Below are 16,096 nucleotides of genomic sequence, written 5' to 3'. Positions count from 1 at the left end.
GGTTGGCGTCCGGCGCGGAAATCGGCGGCGCCGCGTATCGCCTAGGCTCGGGGCATGACTGAAACTCGTGCCGATGGGCGTGCCCTTGACCAACTCCGTCCCGTTTCATTTGAGCGTGGATGGCAGAGCTCAGCCGAGGGCTCGTGCCTCGTGACGTTCGGCGGCACCCGCGTGCTCTGCTCGGCGTCCTTTACCTCGGGCGTGCCGCGCTGGAAGAAGGGCTCCGGCGAGGGCTGGGTCACCGCCGAGTACGCGATGCTCCCGCGCGCCACGAACACGCGCAACGATCGCGAGTCCGTGCGCGGCAAGATCGGTGGCCGGACCATGGAGATCTCGCGACTGATTGGCCGCTCGCTGCGCGCCGTCATCGACGTGAAGGAACTCGGCGAGAACACCATCGTGCTGGACTGCGACGTGCTCGAGGCCGACGGCGGCACTCGTACTGCCGCGATCACCGGCGCCTATGTGGCGCTCGCCGACGCGATCGCGTGGGGCAAGCTCAACGGCGCCATCAAGCCGAACGCCAACCCGCTGAGCGACTCCGTCTCCGCGATCTCCGTCGGCATCATCGACGGGCGACCCATGCTCGACCTCCCGTACGTCGAGGACGTGCGCGCCGAGACCGACATGAACGTGGTGATGACCGGCACCGGCGGATTCGTCGAGGTGCAGGGAACAGCGGAGGGCAAGCCGTTCTCCAAGGCTGAGCTGGACGAGCTGCTGGCGCTCGCCACCGCCGGCAACGCGGAGCTCACGCTCATGCAGCAGGCGGCGCTCGCAACGGACCTGGGAAAGTAGTCGTGGGCGCAGCCGACGCGGTCGCGGCCCCCGCGGGCGTGCGGCTGGCCTTCGCGACGCACAACGCGCACAAGGTGGGCGAGGTCTGGGCCATCCTCGAGCCGCTGGTGCCGTCCCTGACTGGCGCCCAGATCGCCGACGCGGGCTCGCTCGGCGCGCCAGCTCCGGTGGAGGATGGCGTCACGTTCGAGGACAACGCGCTGATCAAGGCACGCGCGTTGTGCGCGCTGACGGGGTTGCCCGCGATTGCGGACGACTCGGGCATCGCAGTGGGAGTGCTGGGGGGCGCGCCGGGCGTGTTCTCCGCGCGCTGGGCCGGCTCGCACGGGGACGACGCCGCAAACCTGCAGTTGCTCCTCGACCAGTTAGCCGACGTGCCAGATGGGCATCGTGACGCTGCCTTTGTCTGCGCCGCGGCGCTCGTGACGCCTCAGGGTAGCGAGTACGTGGAGGTGGGGCGGATGCCCGGCCGCGTGACGCGCGAGCCAGCCGGCGGGGGTGGCTTCGGCTACGACCCCATCTTTGTGGCCGACGGCTTCGAGGTCACGACCGCGGAGCTCTCCCCGGAGCAGAAGAACCAGATTTCTCACCGGGGCGCCGCGTTCCGGGCGCTCGCGCAGCACCTGGCGGCAGAACTCGCCCGCTAGCGCAGGCGTCGTCGGTCTGAACGCGCCAACACACGGGGTGGGACGGCGCGCGTTGGTCGTTACGGCAGGACGCCGCAGTGGGCGAGGGCCTGCCGTAGCAGCACGTCCTGGCCGCCGGTCATCTCGCGTCCGACCTCCTCGCTCGCGGCCTCCTCGGGCGTGAGCCAGACGATGTCGAGCGAGTTCTGGCTGGGGGCGCAGTCGCCGTCCACGGGCACCACGTAGGCGAGCGCCACGGCGTGCTGACGAGTGTCGGTGAAGGGCCCTGAGCCGGGGGTGGGGAAGTACTCGGCGACCGCGAACGGCACGGGGGTGCTCGGAATTCGCGGGAGCGCCACCGAGCCGAGGTCCTTCTCAAGGTTGCGCAGCAGCGCCTCGCGGATCTTCTCGTGGTACAGCACGCGCCCGGCGACGATGGCGCGGGAGATGGCCCCGTCATCGGCGCGAAGCAGGAGTCCAACCTCGGTCAATTCGCCAAGGGCGTTGATGCGCACCGGGATCGCGTTGACGTAAAGCAGCGGCAGTTCGCCGCGCACCTGCTCGAGTTCGTTCTCGCTGAGCCATCCGGAAGGTTCTGAGGGCAGTTCGGCCATATCGGTCATAGTCCTTTTGTACCCCCTCGTGGCGTCGTCCACGCCATGCGCGCCGAGGCATGCCAACCTGGGTAGGGAATGAAGCGCAATAGCATCGCGTTACAGCGCTTAGAGGGATAGCCCCCATAAGAGAGGAACTGATGGCAACCATCGAATTGACCACTGAGACGTTTGACCAGACTGTGAGCCAGGACGGCATCGTCCTCGTCGACTTCTGGGCAGAATGGTGCGGCCCGTGCAAGCGCTTCGCGCCGATCTTCGAGCAGTCTTCCGAGTCCAAGTCCGAGATCGTTCACGCCAAGGTCGACACTGAGGCTCAGCAGGAGTTGGGCGCCAAGTTCGGCGTCACCGCGATTCCCACGCTGATGGCCTTCCGCGACGGCGTGATGGTCTTCAACCAGGCCGGCGCACTTCCCGGACCCGCGCTCCAGGAGCTCGTCACGGCAGTCGAGGCACTCGACATGGACGAGGTCCGCGCGAAGATCCAGGACCACGAGGCATCCGAGCACTAAACCCGCTCGCACAAGCGTCCTAGCCGAGAGGCTACGAAACAAGAAGGCCCCACCCGGTATCCGGGTGGGGCCTTCTTTCTTGCCTACTACTTGTTGCTCACTGTGCGCGAGGCGGGACTTGAACCCGCACGTCCGAAGACACTGGTTCCTAAGACCAGCGCGTCTGCCAATTCCGCCACTCACGCGTGCTCGGCATGCCTAGGCGTGCCGCGGCACAAGGATACGCGACGCGGGGCGCCGCTGACCAACTCCTTAGGAGTCGAGGCCCAAGTCGCGGCGCAACTTGGCCACGTGGCCGGTCGCCTTGACGTTGTACTGCGCCAGAGCGATCTTGCCGTGGGCGTCGACGACGAACGTGGAGCGGATGGAGCCGGTCACCACCTTGCCGTAGAGCTTCTTCTCTCCCCAAGCGCCGTACGCGTCCTGCACAGCCTTGTCGGGGTCGGAGACCAGCGGGAACGTGATGCCCTCCGCCTCCCGGAACTGAGCGAGCTTCTCGGGCGTGTCCTTGGAAATGCCGACCACCTCGTAGCCGGCGGCGGCGAGGGCGCTCAGCGAGTCCCTGAAGTCGCACGCCTGAGTGGTGCAGCCGGGGGTCATAGCGGCGGGGTAGAAGTACAGGATGACGTTCTTGCCGCGGTACTCGGAAAGGCTGAAGGTGCCCTCGTCGGTCGGCGCGGTGAAGTCCGGTGCATCGTCGCCGATGCTCAGTTTGTTTTGGCTCATGCCCCCACGATATCGCCCCGGTCAGGGGCCCAAAACGCGGTCGTCGGGGGCGGATTTCACGAGATGGCCTAGTGCCTGCTAAAGTTGTCACTCGCACCGCTTGACGGTGTACGCGCCATTAGCTCAATTGGCAGAGCAACTGACTCTTAATCAGTGGGTTCGGGGTTCGAGTCCCTGATGGCGCACAAACAGCCCGGTAGACACGCAAGTGTCTGCCGGGCTTTTTTGTGTCGGAGGGCACACATGGGCACAGGTGCCGACGATTCCCTAGTCTCGTCAGCGCCCAGACCGAGGCATCTCTTGGATCCTCGACAGATCCGCCCACGGTCCCCTTTGACCCGTGGGTGGGGTACTTCTCAACACCTTCGGCATTGACGAGGTGTTTGTGGTCGACCATATTTGCGCGCGCCCGCGAGGGTATGACCGTTGCGAAGTTCGAGGGGCTGTTGAGGGGTAGGTGGGCTAAGTTCAACCGTCTAGCGCCCGATTGAGAGAGCACGAGGGTAGAGCGCAGCAGTTGACCCAGTCAAGGGTGCGCTGAGCGAGTAGCTGGCCAGCCGAGCGCGAGCCGAAGAATGCCCCGCCTGTGAACTGGCTTGCGTCACGAAAGCTCCGCGGCGTCGTCTTATACGTCAGACGTACCTACACGGGTACACCCGCCATGGCGCATAGGGAGCTCAAAATGCCTGACACGATTGAACCTGAAACCGCTGACCAGATGGACCCTGAGCTTGAACCCGCCGAGCCTGAGGGGACGAGCCGCAAGAAGGCGCTCGTCCTCATTGCGGCAGCTGCGGCGGCGTTCACCTTGGGTGCGGTGCTCGCTGTGAACGTCGTGAATGCGCGGGCCGACGACGCTGACGCGGTTGCCCTGACTGATCATTCCGCTGCGACTGCGGCCACCGCGCTTGCCGAATGTGTTGCGACGGCTGAATCTTCTACGTGGGCGGCGGACACGGCTGCGTATGTGGCGATCGTCAGTGAGGTTTACGGCGCTGAATCTGAGGAGGTGGGGCTCGCGACTGCGGCCGTTCGCGTCGCTGAGGCTCATACGGCTGCCGACTGCCGCACAGTTGACATCTCGAAGCTTGGTGCTGGCGTTGATCCGTCGGACAACGCGGACTTCATCCTCGCGGCGAACACCGCGGTGGTTGTCGCCTTGTCTGACTGGACTGACGGCACTGCGGACGCGGATATGGTCGCGGCTGCGGCTTTAGCTTCCGCGCGGACGCTACCCGCGGCGCATGAAGCGTACTCGGCGGCGCTCAAGGAGTTGAACGCGACGGTGAAGTCGTCTGATGACCTGGTGGGTGGTGACCTCGCGAAAATTCCCTCGGACGAGGATGCTAAGTCCGCGACCGCTGCAAGCAAGTCCGCGACGACCGCCAAGGACGATGTGGCGTCGACGCTGGACATACTTGATGTTGCTGCCCTCGAGGCTGCCACTGAGCCACTGAGCCGCTGAGGGGACGATCCTCGCATCGACTGTAGGCGTCCACGCCTCCACGCCGGCGTCCGTGACGACAAAAGGGGTTCGTCAATCGGAAATAACCGTCCCCGCCTGCGGGGTTAGGGGGCGACGAGTCCGTCGACGAACGTCACCGTGTCGATACGTCCGGTGAGCCCGGCCGTGGTGTCGACGTAACGGAAGCCGGCCACGAAGGTGCCTTGAGTGTTGAGCGGGAACCAGAGGCTCAACGGTGTTCCCGCCAGGGTGTAAAGGTTTCCTGTCGGCACGCCGTCGATGATGGATTCAACGGTTTCACCTGCCACGCCGACCACGACTACCGCCGGGGTGGGGGAGAAGGATAGGTCAGGCTGGACGTCGGGCGCAGCCAGGGTAAACGGCCCCGCTGGTTCGGTCAGCTCGGAGCGTGAACTGTCGGCGTCCTCGATGAGAGCGACGACGGACAGCGGCTCAGTGTTCTCGACTGAGGGGATGGTGAGCGACCATGCACCGGCGGCGTCGACGGTGGTGCGCGTGAGTTCGTGAGTAGTGCCTGCCTCGAAGAGAATGAGGGTAGCGCCGGGCGTGGCGATGCCGGAGAGCTTAGGCAAATAGAAGCCGCTGTTGGCGACCGTGGTGATGACGGGTATGGCTGGCATGGGTGGGAGTTCGGGTTCGGGCTCAGGTGTCGGGGTGATGGAGGTAGGCGGGGGCGAAGCCGGCGCGGGATCCGTTCCCGGGATCGCCATCGTTGGTGGGGACTGTCCGGCCGTCGGAGCGCGACTGGAAGTGGGTTCAGCGCTTTCACCGCCCTCCTGGGTGGTGATGGGGGTGTCGACCGGAGCACTGAGTGCGGGCCGCTCGACGACCGTTGGTTCAGCACGAACGGGCGTGGCTGGATTGGCAGGTTCCACTGCGATGTTCTGTTCCGGCTGCTCGGCGGGTTGAGTCGTGCTGGGAGCGGAGGCAACAATTTCAGTGGTGATCGCGGAGTCGGCCGAACCGAACAGGCTAATGGAGGCCCCGGCTCCAACGGCCACAACGGTGAGTGCAGCGACCGCTATGCCGACCACGGCAGGGTTGAGTCTCTTCGCTGGTAGAGGGGCGTAGGAGGGGCTCGGGTTCAGGGCGGTCACGCCGGGGCCGAGCACCAGGGGCAGCAGCATGATCCCCAAACGTGAGGACGCGGTGTCGAGCTCGTCCACGAGGATGGAGCACTTCAGGCAGCTTGTGAGGTGGGTTTCCACCTGGTCGCGGGCATTGGGAGCGAGGCGGCCGCGGTTGTACGCGCCGAGGTTGTCCACGGTGCTTCGACATTCAGGGGCCGCTGCTTCCGAGTTCAGGTGCGCTTGCATCCACGCGTTTCTTAGCCCATCGCGGGCACGGACCCCCAGTGCGGAGACGGCGTTGGGAGCAATGCCCATGAAGACGGCGATCTCGCGTGGCTTCATCCCTTCCACCTCGGTGTACCAAAGCACCGTGCGCCATTCGGGCCGCAGGGCGAGGAAAGCCTTGCCGGTGAGGGTGCGGTCGATCGAACTGTCGGTGAACATCGACTCGGGGTCGATGAGGGTGTCGGCTTCGTCGAGGGTGGCGGTGGCCGCGGAAGTGTTGCTGCGCGCCCAGTCAATCGACACGGTTCGAATGGAGGCATACAGGTAGGGGCGGAACGCCTCCGTGGGTCCCTTGCCCCTGCGGATGGCGGACAGGATGCGCGCGAACGCTTCCTGGGTGAGGTCGTCGGGATCGAATCGGTCAGTGACCTGCCGCGCGACAGCGCGGCCCGCCTTGAAGTGGCGGATCCACAGCTCCGCGAACGCTTGGTCGGCAGTATCCGTGCCGTCCCGGACTTCCGTTACAAGGTCTACGTCTGGGGTGGAGTGCCCTGCTGGAAGGGTCAAGCGGTGCCTCCGAAGGTTTGGTTTGTCGTTTGGTTCCGTAGTGGAAGACGCGGGTTCGGGGGAATCGTGACGCAACCACCGTCAACTATTTGCCGCGGGCAAGGTGCCGAGATCTCGAAGCGGCGGTAGATGGTGCCGCGGTTCACCCCGAACGTGTCTGCGAATGCCCGGAGGGTCTGCCCACCGCGGTGGGTATTTGACCGAGACGTACGTTCCCCGAGGCACGGCTATGCGACAATCGGCCCATGCCCCTCTTCGGATACGCCCGCGGCATTGGCGCGCGTGCGTTGTCGCGTGGCGTCGACACGATGACCTCCACGAAAGACGTCCAAGCGCGGGCCACGGACGACGCCGAGCAGTACACCGTTCAGGAGTTCACAGACACGTTCAGGGTGTCTCGTGGCACGGTCAACCGTCACCCGAAAACCCGCGATTGCGTGGCCGCCACCTCCAGTTGACCCCCGCGCGCACTACACGCCGCTGAACATTCCAGCCGGGAATTCCGTCACGATACGAGATTCTCGGTGTCTTGCAGTAAAAGAAGCGGCAACAGATCCCCGGAGGCTCACCAGCGCCATGAATACTGCGCACGCGCGACAACAGGATTCTCTTCTCGCCATTCCTACCTCTGACATAGAGCTCGTCTCTGAAGTCCGCGGCCAGGACGGCGAGTCTGACGATGCGTACGCAGAACTCTGGCGGCGTCACTACAAAGCCGGCGTCGCGGCTGCCAAGCTGATCACTAATCGCTTCGACCCTGACGACCTGACGCAAGAAGCCTTCGCCAGAACGCTCGCTGCCATCCAGAACGGCGCCGGCCCTACCGAAGCGTTCCGCCCGTACCTGTACGCATCCATCCGCTCCGTGTCGATGAACTGGGGCCGCCACGCCGACAGTGCAACCTTGGACGAGGCCGACACGTTCGTGGACCCTGAGTCGATGTTCGCCAACGACGCTCTTGAGCGGTCCGTCACGGGCACGGCCTTTAGATCTCTACGACCGGAGTGGCGCTCGGTGCTTTGGTACGCCGAGGTAGAGGGGATGAAGCCACGCGAGGTCTCCCTGTTCATGGGCATTAGCGCGAACGCTGTCTCCGCGATGCTCGTTCGTGCGCGTGACGCTCTGCGAAGTGCATGGCTGCAGGCACACTTGAACTCGGCCGCTGCTGATCCGGAATGCCGCGAGACGGTCGAGCAGCTGGGCGCGTACAACCGCGGCAAACTCTCGGTCAGGGACCGCAACAAGGTCCAGGACCACCTGACCGCGTGTCTGAAGTGCTCCATCCTCGTAGACGAACTCGACGGCGCGTCCTCGCGCCTGGGAGTCATGCTGCTGCCTGTTGTCCTTGGGCCCGGCGTCACCGCACTTAGCGGCGGCGGCAGCGCGGCGGCAACGCGGTTGAGTCTCAAGACGGCCGCGTCTGTAGTGACAGTCATTGTGGTTGCCTCCGTTACCGCTGGCGCAGCACTCGGCATGTTCGCAGACTCGGACCCTACGATCGACGTCGCTGCAAATGACACGCACGCCTACCCAGACGACGGGGAAGTGTCAGCCACCCCTGAGGAGGCACCCGAGCCAGAGTCAAGCGAGGAGAGTGTCGTCGCTCCTGAGGTCCCTGTCAACGCCAGACCAGAGGCGACCTCCGAACCAGAGCCTGACAATGCGCCAGTCCTCGAGCCTGTTGCCGGACCCGCCCGTATCGTTGCTGAGCCCTCGCCCTCTGTCGATCCGCCCGACACTGCGGCGCCTGAGCCTTCCCCGTCGGTCGAGGCAAGCGCTGAGCCGAGCATCGAGCCCGTCCTGGTTGTTGAACTCGATATCCCAGTACTCCTCGCCGCCACAGGCGATGGCCTCTACTTGCCGACCCTCTCGGGTACCGCAACCGCAGGTTCCACACTGATTTTGCTCGATGCGGGCACCGGCGATGAGCTCGCACGCACTGTCGTCGCCAGCAACGGCGAGTGGTCGCTGCTTGTCAGCCCGCCAGATAGCGTCACGGTGCTGTCCGTGGTCGCGCGTATTGAGAACGCGGAGGGAGAGAGCTCTGCCCTCACCGCGCCGATGGGTCCGTTCGTTCTTGCCGCGCCCACCGTGACGGTCAACGCGCTCTTCGCTCCTGACCCGGCGTTGTACGTCGACGGAACTCTGGGCCAGAGTGTGGAAGCGGTCATCGACGGAGTGCCCTCGGGCAACTTGTATACCCTTCTCGGTTCAACGCTTGAGTTCTGGTTTCCCCAATACGCGAACGGATCACACGCCATCGGCTTCCGCTACGTCGACACCGCGACTGGGCAGATTGGCCGCAGTGAGACAGTGTCGTTCGTAGATGGTTTGGTGCCGTAAGCGCTCGACTCCCCGGGGTGCCCGCTCTGCAGCATGTACCGAGCCACCAGGGGTAGCGGGCTTCACTCTGCCGTGAACGGCCCCAGCGCCTCGGCGGGTGCTTCGTGGGGGTCGATGAGGGACTCAACTGACGCCAAAGAGTCGACTGCTGTTGCGTCGCCCGCTTCAGCTGGGTCGGCGGTAGTGGCTGATGCGCGCGCCAAAAAAGCCTCAGTCGCACGTTCGTTGGCCGCAGCAATAAAGTCCTCGTGATCCGAGGGGTCGGCTCCGGCGCCAAGAACGGAGATGTCCGAACTGTTGCACGCGTCAATTGCGTAGGCGGTGCCGGTGTCGCCAACGGTGGCCAAGACGACCTCATCGAAACTTGAGCCGCGGGTGTCGACGACTTCCTGCACATGCCCCACCAGGTTGGTCTCGGGCGAGTGCCCTAAGCACATTTCGTGAGCTTTGTTGGCGATGTCGATACTCAGGGTGATGCGAGTCATCGCTTCAGCATCAGCCGCATGTTCCTTTGCTGCGTGGACACCGCCGATGACCCCGCCTGACATGAACGCAGCCACCGCCGCGGCAACGAGGAACCATGCCTTCTTGCTGAATCTCCTCGCCGGTTCAGTCGTTTCATCGACAAAAAAGAGTTCGAGGATTTCAAGATTCTCGGTGTGTTCTTGGTGCTCTGTGGGCGCGCTCATATCGGTATTCCTATCTCCCGCCTCGGTGGGCGCGGGTTTATGTCGGCTTCTGTAGACCAAGACACCATGCGACCGCATTCGTGACGCAAGTCGACGAATGCTCCGCCTGTTTCTGCCCAGCCACGCAATTGCCGGATTGAGGGTGACGCGTCTAAGGGAGGCTGGGAAGGCGACTCCGGGGCCTCAATGTAGAGGTGTCACAAAAATGTCACCGGGTACTGCGTCACGAAACTGGAATTCCGCACTCCTGGTTGGAAGAGGACTAGAAGAGGGTTCAGGGCTGAGCCTGCTCGTGTCGTCTCGCGTGAGCACAGCATTCGACGTACCGCTCACGACGGCTCCACTTCCGCCAACTAGTAGCACTGAGTAAAGGAGACACAATGACGAGGACATCTTTCAAGGGGATGGCACCATCCCCCCGGCAACGAAATTCTCGGTGGGGTGCTTTCGCCGGTGCCGGCCGTCGCCGCAAGGCCGCACTGTCAGGAGCGCTCGTCGCCCTCATGGCATCCAGTGTGATGCTCCCCGCTGCCGCAGCAAGCGCTGCGCCTGAGTCCGAGGTCACCACCCGGTGGGCTGACGGCACACCCGCCTCGTCCACCGTCGGTCAGGTCGTGATCGCCGAGGTCCGCATCAACGTCAACGACGATGCGGCTGCTCCCAGCAACGATGACGTCGACAACTTCACCGCTAACTTCACCACAGTGCAGGGCATCTTTACTGAGCTGCCTGACGCCTGCCTCGTGACCGGGGTCACCCCGGCCTCGAGCATCGCAGCCGACGGCCTGTCCATGGTCTGCAACTTTGGCACCCAGGAGCAGGGCACTGCGCTTGCGCTTCAGGTCCCCATCCAAGTGGTTGGCGGCCCGGGCAACACCAGTGGTGAGCTGAGCTTCGGTGCGTCCGTCGGCTCTGTCACGGCGCCCGAGCTGACCCACGAGGTCACCGCGCCGTTCATGATGGACTTTACGCTGGCCGGTAGCTCTAGCATCACGTCACGCGTCGACAACGCGCGCCTCCTGCAGTTTGAGTGGACGCTTAACCTGGGCAAGGGATCCATCGTTGGCCCCAACTCAGTGACGTACCTACTCAACGTGAACCCCACCGTGGGCACGGTCTCCAACGTGTCTGCTTGCGGCGCGTTCACTGACCAGGTGGCCTCAGGTCACCCAAACTCAGGTGCAGGCTCCGCCACGGAACGAACTGCTCCCACCGCCACCACGTGCACGATCACTCGCGTCGGTTCGACGAATAACTTTAATCTGACGCTGACGGGTATCGACTACTCGCTTGCTCAGGTGCCGACCAAGAACTCAGGTGGCGGCTCGCTCCCCGTTGACCGTTCAGCGGTGGCCTCCGGCAAGTTCATTGTCAACATTCAGTCCGCCGCCGGCGGCAGCGTGACGGTGTCAGCGAACACTCCCACGTACACGTCCGCAGATGGCACCGCCACCTCGGTCGACGACGCGTCGAATAACGCTTCGTCGAAGGCTTTCACGAACCCTGGGTTGTGGATTTCATCCTGGAACCGGCCGTTCTCCGGCTCTGGCGGCACCTCGTTCGATGACACGTTCCGGGTGTCCCCCGGCACCCTCGTGCGTTCGTCAACCTACTTCACGTCGGCGGTCGCGGACCAAAACCTCACTGACACCCAGAACGTTGGCTTGTGCAGCATCCTCGACAACAAGTACGTCGACTATGAAAACGTTCTGCTCGTCACTCTTCCTGACATGAGCGTCGCCGACGAGGGCGTCTTCCAGTGGTATGTCGGCGGCACGCAAGCCGCCATCAACCCCGCGTCGCCAAGCTACAATCCCGGAGCCATCAACAACTGTGGTGCGCTCACTGGCGGCTCTTGGGTCAGCGTCGAGCCGACCGACAAGACGACCGTACAGGCAGTACGCATGCTTATGGCTTTCGGTGACATCAAGAACAACACCATCACCCACATGTTTGTGCAGCAGACGATCCAAGATGACACTCCTGTAGGTATGGACGTGTGGCAGTTCAGCAACAACTTCATCGGCGGCACCGGTTGGGCGCCCACTGACATCAACTTCGGAATCATCACGCCGACCCCGAACGCCCGTTATACGCACACCAACGGCTACCGTGACATTCTGCGCGTCGTGGGCGTCACGCCCAGCATCGCGAAGGCGGCGAGCAGCACCGTGCTGGCCCTTGGTCAGTCCGCGGAGTTCACGCTCACGTATTCAGCCAACGGTGCCGCGGCACCGGCAACGATTGACGGGTACGAGATCGTTGACACGATGCCGGCCGGTCTGACGTATGTCGCTGGTTCGGCAAGCCCCGAGCCCACGGTCACTGTTAGTGGTGGTCATCAGGTTCTGACCTGGAGCCTTGATGGTGTCCCCACCAACGAGGAGAACACGCTGACCTATGAGGCTGTGGCCAACGAGAACGCGACCCCTGGTCAGCGTTTGACCAACGTTGTTAAGTCCTCTGTTCAGGGGCGCACTTCGGCTGAGGCCTCCGCCTCGACCACGGTCGCCAACAGCGGTCGCACCATCATTGGTAAGTCTGCCGACCAGGCACTCATCCCCAACGTTGACGGCAACGGCAACGGTGAGGGTTCCTGGACGGTGACTCTTCGTTCAGAAGACCCCACGGCGCAGGCGTTCACTGATGTGATCGACATCCTGCCGTACAACGGTGACGGTCGCGGAACTGACTTCGATGGCACGTACTCCGTGACCGACGTGATCTCCACCGGCACCGTTTACTACACGACGGCGGCTCCGGCCACGATCAGTGACGACCCGGCTGATGCAGCCAACGGTGCGGCTGGTAACCCTGCCGGCAACACCATCGGTTGGACGACGACGGCTCCGGCTGACGCGTCCACTATCACTGCGGTGCGTGTCATCGGGGGTACGTTCCTTCCCGCCCAGACGCGGTCCTTCCAGATCGTGATTGAGACTGCAGGTGCCTCCGGTGGCGACGTGTTCGTCAACCGCTCACAGGGCCGTGCGGAGCACACCGAATTGGTGATGCGTACTTCGGCACCGACGACCGTGTCTGAGTTCTTCGCGTACGACCTGAAGAAGTACGTGCTTGGCGCCGACGGCGAATGGCACGACGCGCAGGACACCAACGACGCCGACTGGCCGCAGCTGAGCCCCGGCGCCACCGCCCAGTACAAGTTCGTGGTGACCAACACCGGTCAGGGCGACCTTGCCGACATCGTGGTCGCTGACCCGCTGCTCGGTGTGAACTGGGAGATCGACTCGTTGGACGCAGGAGATAGCGTCGAGTCGGCCACGTACGACTACGCGATCACTGACGAGACGGAAAGCCCGCTTCGCAACGAGGCGTGCGCAACGGCACCACTACCGGCTAGCTCCTCACAGGCCGAGCTCGCAGAGTCCTGTGACGAGGCGAACATCGAGATTGGTGCGTACACGGTCTCCAAGACCAGCGACCCTGTCTCAGGTTCCGAGGTCGAGACCGGTGACGTCGTCACCTACACGGTTGAGGTCAAGCACGAGGGCGACGCCGACATTTTGGCTTCGTTCGAGGACGACCTTGCGGCTGTGTTGGATGACGCCACCTACAACAACGATGTCTCTGCTTCTGCAGGAACCGCGGCTGTCTCGGGTGACTTGCTCACCTGGACGGGCGCCCTGGTGAAGGACGATGTTGTCACCGTCACGTACTCGGTCACGGTGACCAACGATGGCGACCGCACGATGACGAACGTTGTCGCCCCCACCGCCCCCAACGGCACCTGCGTTCCTGCAGATGACGAGAACGCGGACTGCACCACCACGCACACCGTGCTGGAAGACGGCTCGTACACGGTCTCCAAGACCAGCGATCCTTCCTCCGGCGCAGTGCTCGAGGTTGGCGACATTGTCACCTACACGGTTGAGGTCAAGCACGAGGGTGAAGCTGATGTTGAGGCTTCTTTCCGAGACAACCTGTTTAGTGTGCTTGAGCACTCCACCTGGAACGACGATGTGGATGCTTCTGCAGGAACCGCAACGTTCACGGGCTACCGCCTGAACTGGGAAGGCACCCTGTCCGAGGGTGACGTTGTGACGGTGACGTACTCCGTCACAGTGACTAGCGATGGTGACATCACCAACGTGGTCACGCCGGTTGCCCCCAACGGCACCTGCGTTCCTGCAGATGACGAGAACGCGGACTGCACCACCAACCACATCATCTTGGAAGAGGGCTCGTACACGATCTCCAAGACCAGCGACCCCGCTTCGGGCAGCGCAGTCGAGACCGGTGACGTTGTCACCTACACGGTTGAGGTCAAGCACGAGGGTGAAGCTGATGTGCTGGCTTCGTTCGAAGACAACCTCGCGGCTGTTCTCGATGACGCTGATTACAACGATGACGTGACTGCCTCGGCAGGTACGGCATCCGTGACCGGTGACGTACTGACCTGGGATGGCAACCTGTCCGATGGTGACATCGTGACAGTGACCTACTCGGTCACCGTTACCAATGACGGCGACCGGACGATGACGAACGTTGTCGCACCGGCCACTCCTGACGGCACCTGTGTTCCTGCAGATGACGAGAACGCTGACTGCACCACCACTCACATTGTGCTTGAGGATGGTTCGTACACGGTCTCCAAGACCAGCGACCCGGCATCGGGCAGTGCGGTCGAGATTGGTGACGTTCTCACGTACACGGTGGAAGTCAACCACTTTGGTGAAGCCGATGTTCTAGCTTCGTTCGAGGATGACCTGACGGGTGTGTTCACGCACGCCGCCTACAACGACGACGTGACCGCTTCGGCGGGCACGGCTGTGGTCTCGGGCGACGAGCTGACTTGGGCGGGCAACCTGTCCCAGGACGACGTCGTCACGGTGACGTACTCCGTCACGGTGCTCAGCGCTGGTGAAATCACGAACGTGGTCGCACCGACGTCACCGAACGGTGTCTGTGTTCCTGCAGACGACGAGAACGCGGACTGCACCACGACACACACCGCACTCGAGGATGGTTCGTACACAGTCTCCAAGACCAGCGACCCGGCAACCGCCAGCATCGTTGAAATCGGTGACGTCATCACGTACACGGTTGAGGTCAATCACTTCGGTGAGGCAGATGTTGCCGCATCGTTCGAAGACACCATGACGCAGGTGCTGGACGACGCCACCTACAACGACGACGTGACTGCTTCGGCAGGCACAGCATCCGTGAGCGGCGACGTGCTTACCTGGGCAGGCAACCTGTCCCAGGGCGACACCGTCACGGTCACGTACTCGGTCACAGTGACCGCCGCCGGTGACAGGACGCTCACGAACGTGGTCGCCCCCACCACCACCGACGGTGTTTGTGTGCCGGCGCCTGACGAGGACGCGGACTGCACCACGACGCACCGTGTCCTGGACGACGGTTCGTTCACGGTCTCCAAGACCAGCGACCCGGTTTCGGGCTCCACGGTCGAGATCGGGGACGTCATCACGTACACGGTTGAGGTCAACCACGTCGGCGAAGCAGATGTAGCCGCATCGTTCGAGGACACCCTGACTGGGGTGTTCGGTCACGCTGAGTACAACGATGATGTGTCAGCCTCGGCGGGCGCGGCAGCGCTGACAGGGGACGTGCTTACTTGGGCAGGAAGCCTGACCGAGGGTGACACGGTTGACGTCACGTACTCGGTGACAGTGCGTAGCGCTGGTGAAATCACGAACGTGGTCGCACCTACCTCCCCGAATGGCATCTGTGTTCCTGCAGATGACGAGAACGCGGACTGCACCACGACTCACTACGCGCTCGAGCTGGGTTCGTACACGGTCTCCAAGACCAGCGATCCCATCTCCGGTACCGAGGTCGAAATCGGTGACGTCGTCACCTACACGGTTGAGGTGAGCCACGTAGGAGAGGCCGCTGTTCTGGCCTCCTTCGAGGACACGCTTACTGAGGTGTTCGATGACGCTACGTTCAACGATGACGTCTCGGCTTCGGCTGGTGAGGCTACCTTGACGGGTGACTCGCTGTCCTGGTCTGGCGTCATGGTCAAGGGCGATGTCGTCACGGTGACTTACTCCGTGACGGTGACTGCCGCGGGCGACCGGGTGCTGCTGAATGTGGTTGCTCCAACGTCCACCGACGGTGTCTGCGTTCCTGCGCCTGACCAGAACGAGAACTGCACGACGACGCACGATGCGCCGGAAAACGAGCCCTCCGGGTTCGCTTTGTCGACGCTTTCGCACACAGGCGCAAGCCTGACACTTGGAGGTGTCGCCATGCTCTTGCTGATGCTGGGTGGCGCGTTCCTCGTGGTGCGACGCCGTTACGACCTGGCGTAGTCGCTAGGCCCAACTGAATGAGAAGCCCCGGTCACTCACCACGAGTGGCCGGGGCTTTTCGCGGCGGAGCACTGGCTTTGGGAGTGGCGTCTGTCGCGCTGATGGCGCACAAACAGCCCGGTAGGCACGCGAGTGTCTGCC

General features: G+C 63.4%; 11 protein-coding genes and 2 tRNA genes. 8 read left to right on the top strand and 5 right to left on the bottom strand.

What is annotated here, in order from left to right:
* The first annotated feature begins 54 nt into the window (after positions 1-54).
* Positions 55-798, top strand: coding sequence for a ribonuclease PH (gene rph, locus ACQU6B_RS09815; RefSeq protein WP_430867369.1), 744 nt, complete (start codon positions 55-57; stop codon positions 796-798).
* 2 nt (positions 799-800) lie between these two features.
* Entirely contained in the window at positions 801-1,445 is a 645-nt protein-coding gene (gene rdgB, locus ACQU6B_RS09810) for an RdgB/HAM1 family non-canonical purine NTP pyrophosphatase (RefSeq protein WP_430867368.1), read from the top strand.
* A 59-nt stretch (positions 1,446-1,504) separates the two neighbouring features.
* Here rdgB and ACQU6B_RS09805 read toward each other — a convergent pair whose 3' ends face one another.
* Positions 1,505-2,047 (bottom strand): NUDIX hydrolase family protein, encoded by a 543-nt coding sequence (locus ACQU6B_RS09805; RefSeq protein WP_430867367.1) that lies wholly within the window; start codon positions 2,045-2,047, stop codon positions 1,505-1,507.
* A gap of 131 nt (positions 2,048-2,178) precedes the next feature.
* Here ACQU6B_RS09805 and trxA point away from each other — a divergent pair, with 131 nt between their 5' ends.
* A complete protein-coding gene (trxA, locus tag ACQU6B_RS09800; RefSeq protein ID WP_430867366.1) occupies positions 2,179-2,550 on the top strand; it encodes a thioredoxin in 372 nt (123 codons plus the stop codon).
* Between the two features lie 103 nt (positions 2,551-2,653).
* Here trxA and ACQU6B_RS09795 read toward each other — a convergent pair.
* Together ACQU6B_RS09795 and bcp are read right to left on the bottom strand one after the other, a co-directional pair.
* Positions 2,654-2,735 (bottom strand) — tRNA-Leu (locus ACQU6B_RS09795).
* A 67-nt stretch (positions 2,736-2,802) separates the two neighbouring features.
* A complete protein-coding gene (gene bcp, locus ACQU6B_RS09790; protein ID WP_430867365.1) occupies positions 2,803-3,276 on the bottom strand; it encodes a thioredoxin-dependent thiol peroxidase in 474 nt (157 codons plus the stop codon).
* 112 nt (positions 3,277-3,388) lie between these two features.
* On the opposite strand from bcp, the gene ACQU6B_RS09785 reads away from it, so the two are divergent.
* Both ACQU6B_RS09785 and ACQU6B_RS09780 read left to right on the top strand, forming a co-directional pair.
* Positions 3,389-3,461 (top strand) — tRNA-Lys (locus ACQU6B_RS09785).
* A 497-nt stretch (positions 3,462-3,958) separates the two neighbouring features.
* Positions 3,959-4,741 (top strand): hypothetical protein, encoded by a 783-nt coding sequence (locus ACQU6B_RS09780; protein ID WP_430867364.1) that lies wholly within the window; start codon positions 3,959-3,961, stop codon positions 4,739-4,741.
* 104 nt (positions 4,742-4,845) lie between these two features.
* On the opposite strand, the gene ACQU6B_RS09775 is transcribed toward ACQU6B_RS09780, so the two are convergent.
* Positions 4,846-6,624, bottom strand: coding sequence for a sigma-70 family RNA polymerase sigma factor (locus ACQU6B_RS09775; protein WP_430867363.1), 1,779 nt, complete (start codon positions 6,622-6,624; stop codon positions 4,846-4,848).
* Between the two features lie 245 nt (positions 6,625-6,869).
* Here ACQU6B_RS09775 and ACQU6B_RS09770 point away from each other — a divergent pair, with 245 nt between their 5' ends.
* Together ACQU6B_RS09770 and ACQU6B_RS09765 are read left to right on the top strand one after the other, a co-directional pair.
* Positions 6,870-7,082 (top strand): hypothetical protein, encoded by a 213-nt coding sequence (locus ACQU6B_RS09770; RefSeq protein WP_430867362.1) that lies wholly within the window; start codon positions 6,870-6,872, stop codon positions 7,080-7,082.
* Positions 7,083-7,200: 118 nt separating this feature from the next.
* A complete protein-coding gene (locus ACQU6B_RS09765) occupies positions 7,201-8,967 on the top strand; it encodes a sigma-70 family RNA polymerase sigma factor (RefSeq protein ID WP_430867361.1) in 1,767 nt (588 codons plus the stop codon).
* Between the two features lie 62 nt (positions 8,968-9,029).
* On the opposite strand, the gene ACQU6B_RS09760 is transcribed toward ACQU6B_RS09765, so the two are convergent.
* A complete protein-coding gene (locus ACQU6B_RS09760) occupies positions 9,030-9,656 on the bottom strand; it encodes a hypothetical protein (RefSeq protein WP_430867360.1) in 627 nt (208 codons plus the stop codon).
* A gap of 503 nt (positions 9,657-10,159) precedes the next feature.
* On the opposite strand from ACQU6B_RS09760, the gene ACQU6B_RS09755 reads away from it, so the two are divergent.
* The gene (locus tag ACQU6B_RS09755) at positions 10,160-15,955 is read left to right on the top strand and encodes a hypothetical protein (RefSeq protein ID WP_430867359.1); all 5,796 of its coding nucleotides are present in this window, start codon (positions 10,160-10,162) and stop codon (positions 15,953-15,955) included.
* Positions 15,956-16,096: the final 141 nt, after the last annotated feature.

This window comes from Demequina aurantiaca (assembly GCF_050598105.1).
Classification (GTDB): domain Bacteria; phylum Actinomycetota; class Actinomycetes; order Actinomycetales; family Demequinaceae; genus Demequina; species Demequina aurantiaca_A.
Note: the sequence above shows the minus strand (reverse complement) of the source record. Positions and strands in the feature narration are given on the sequence as shown.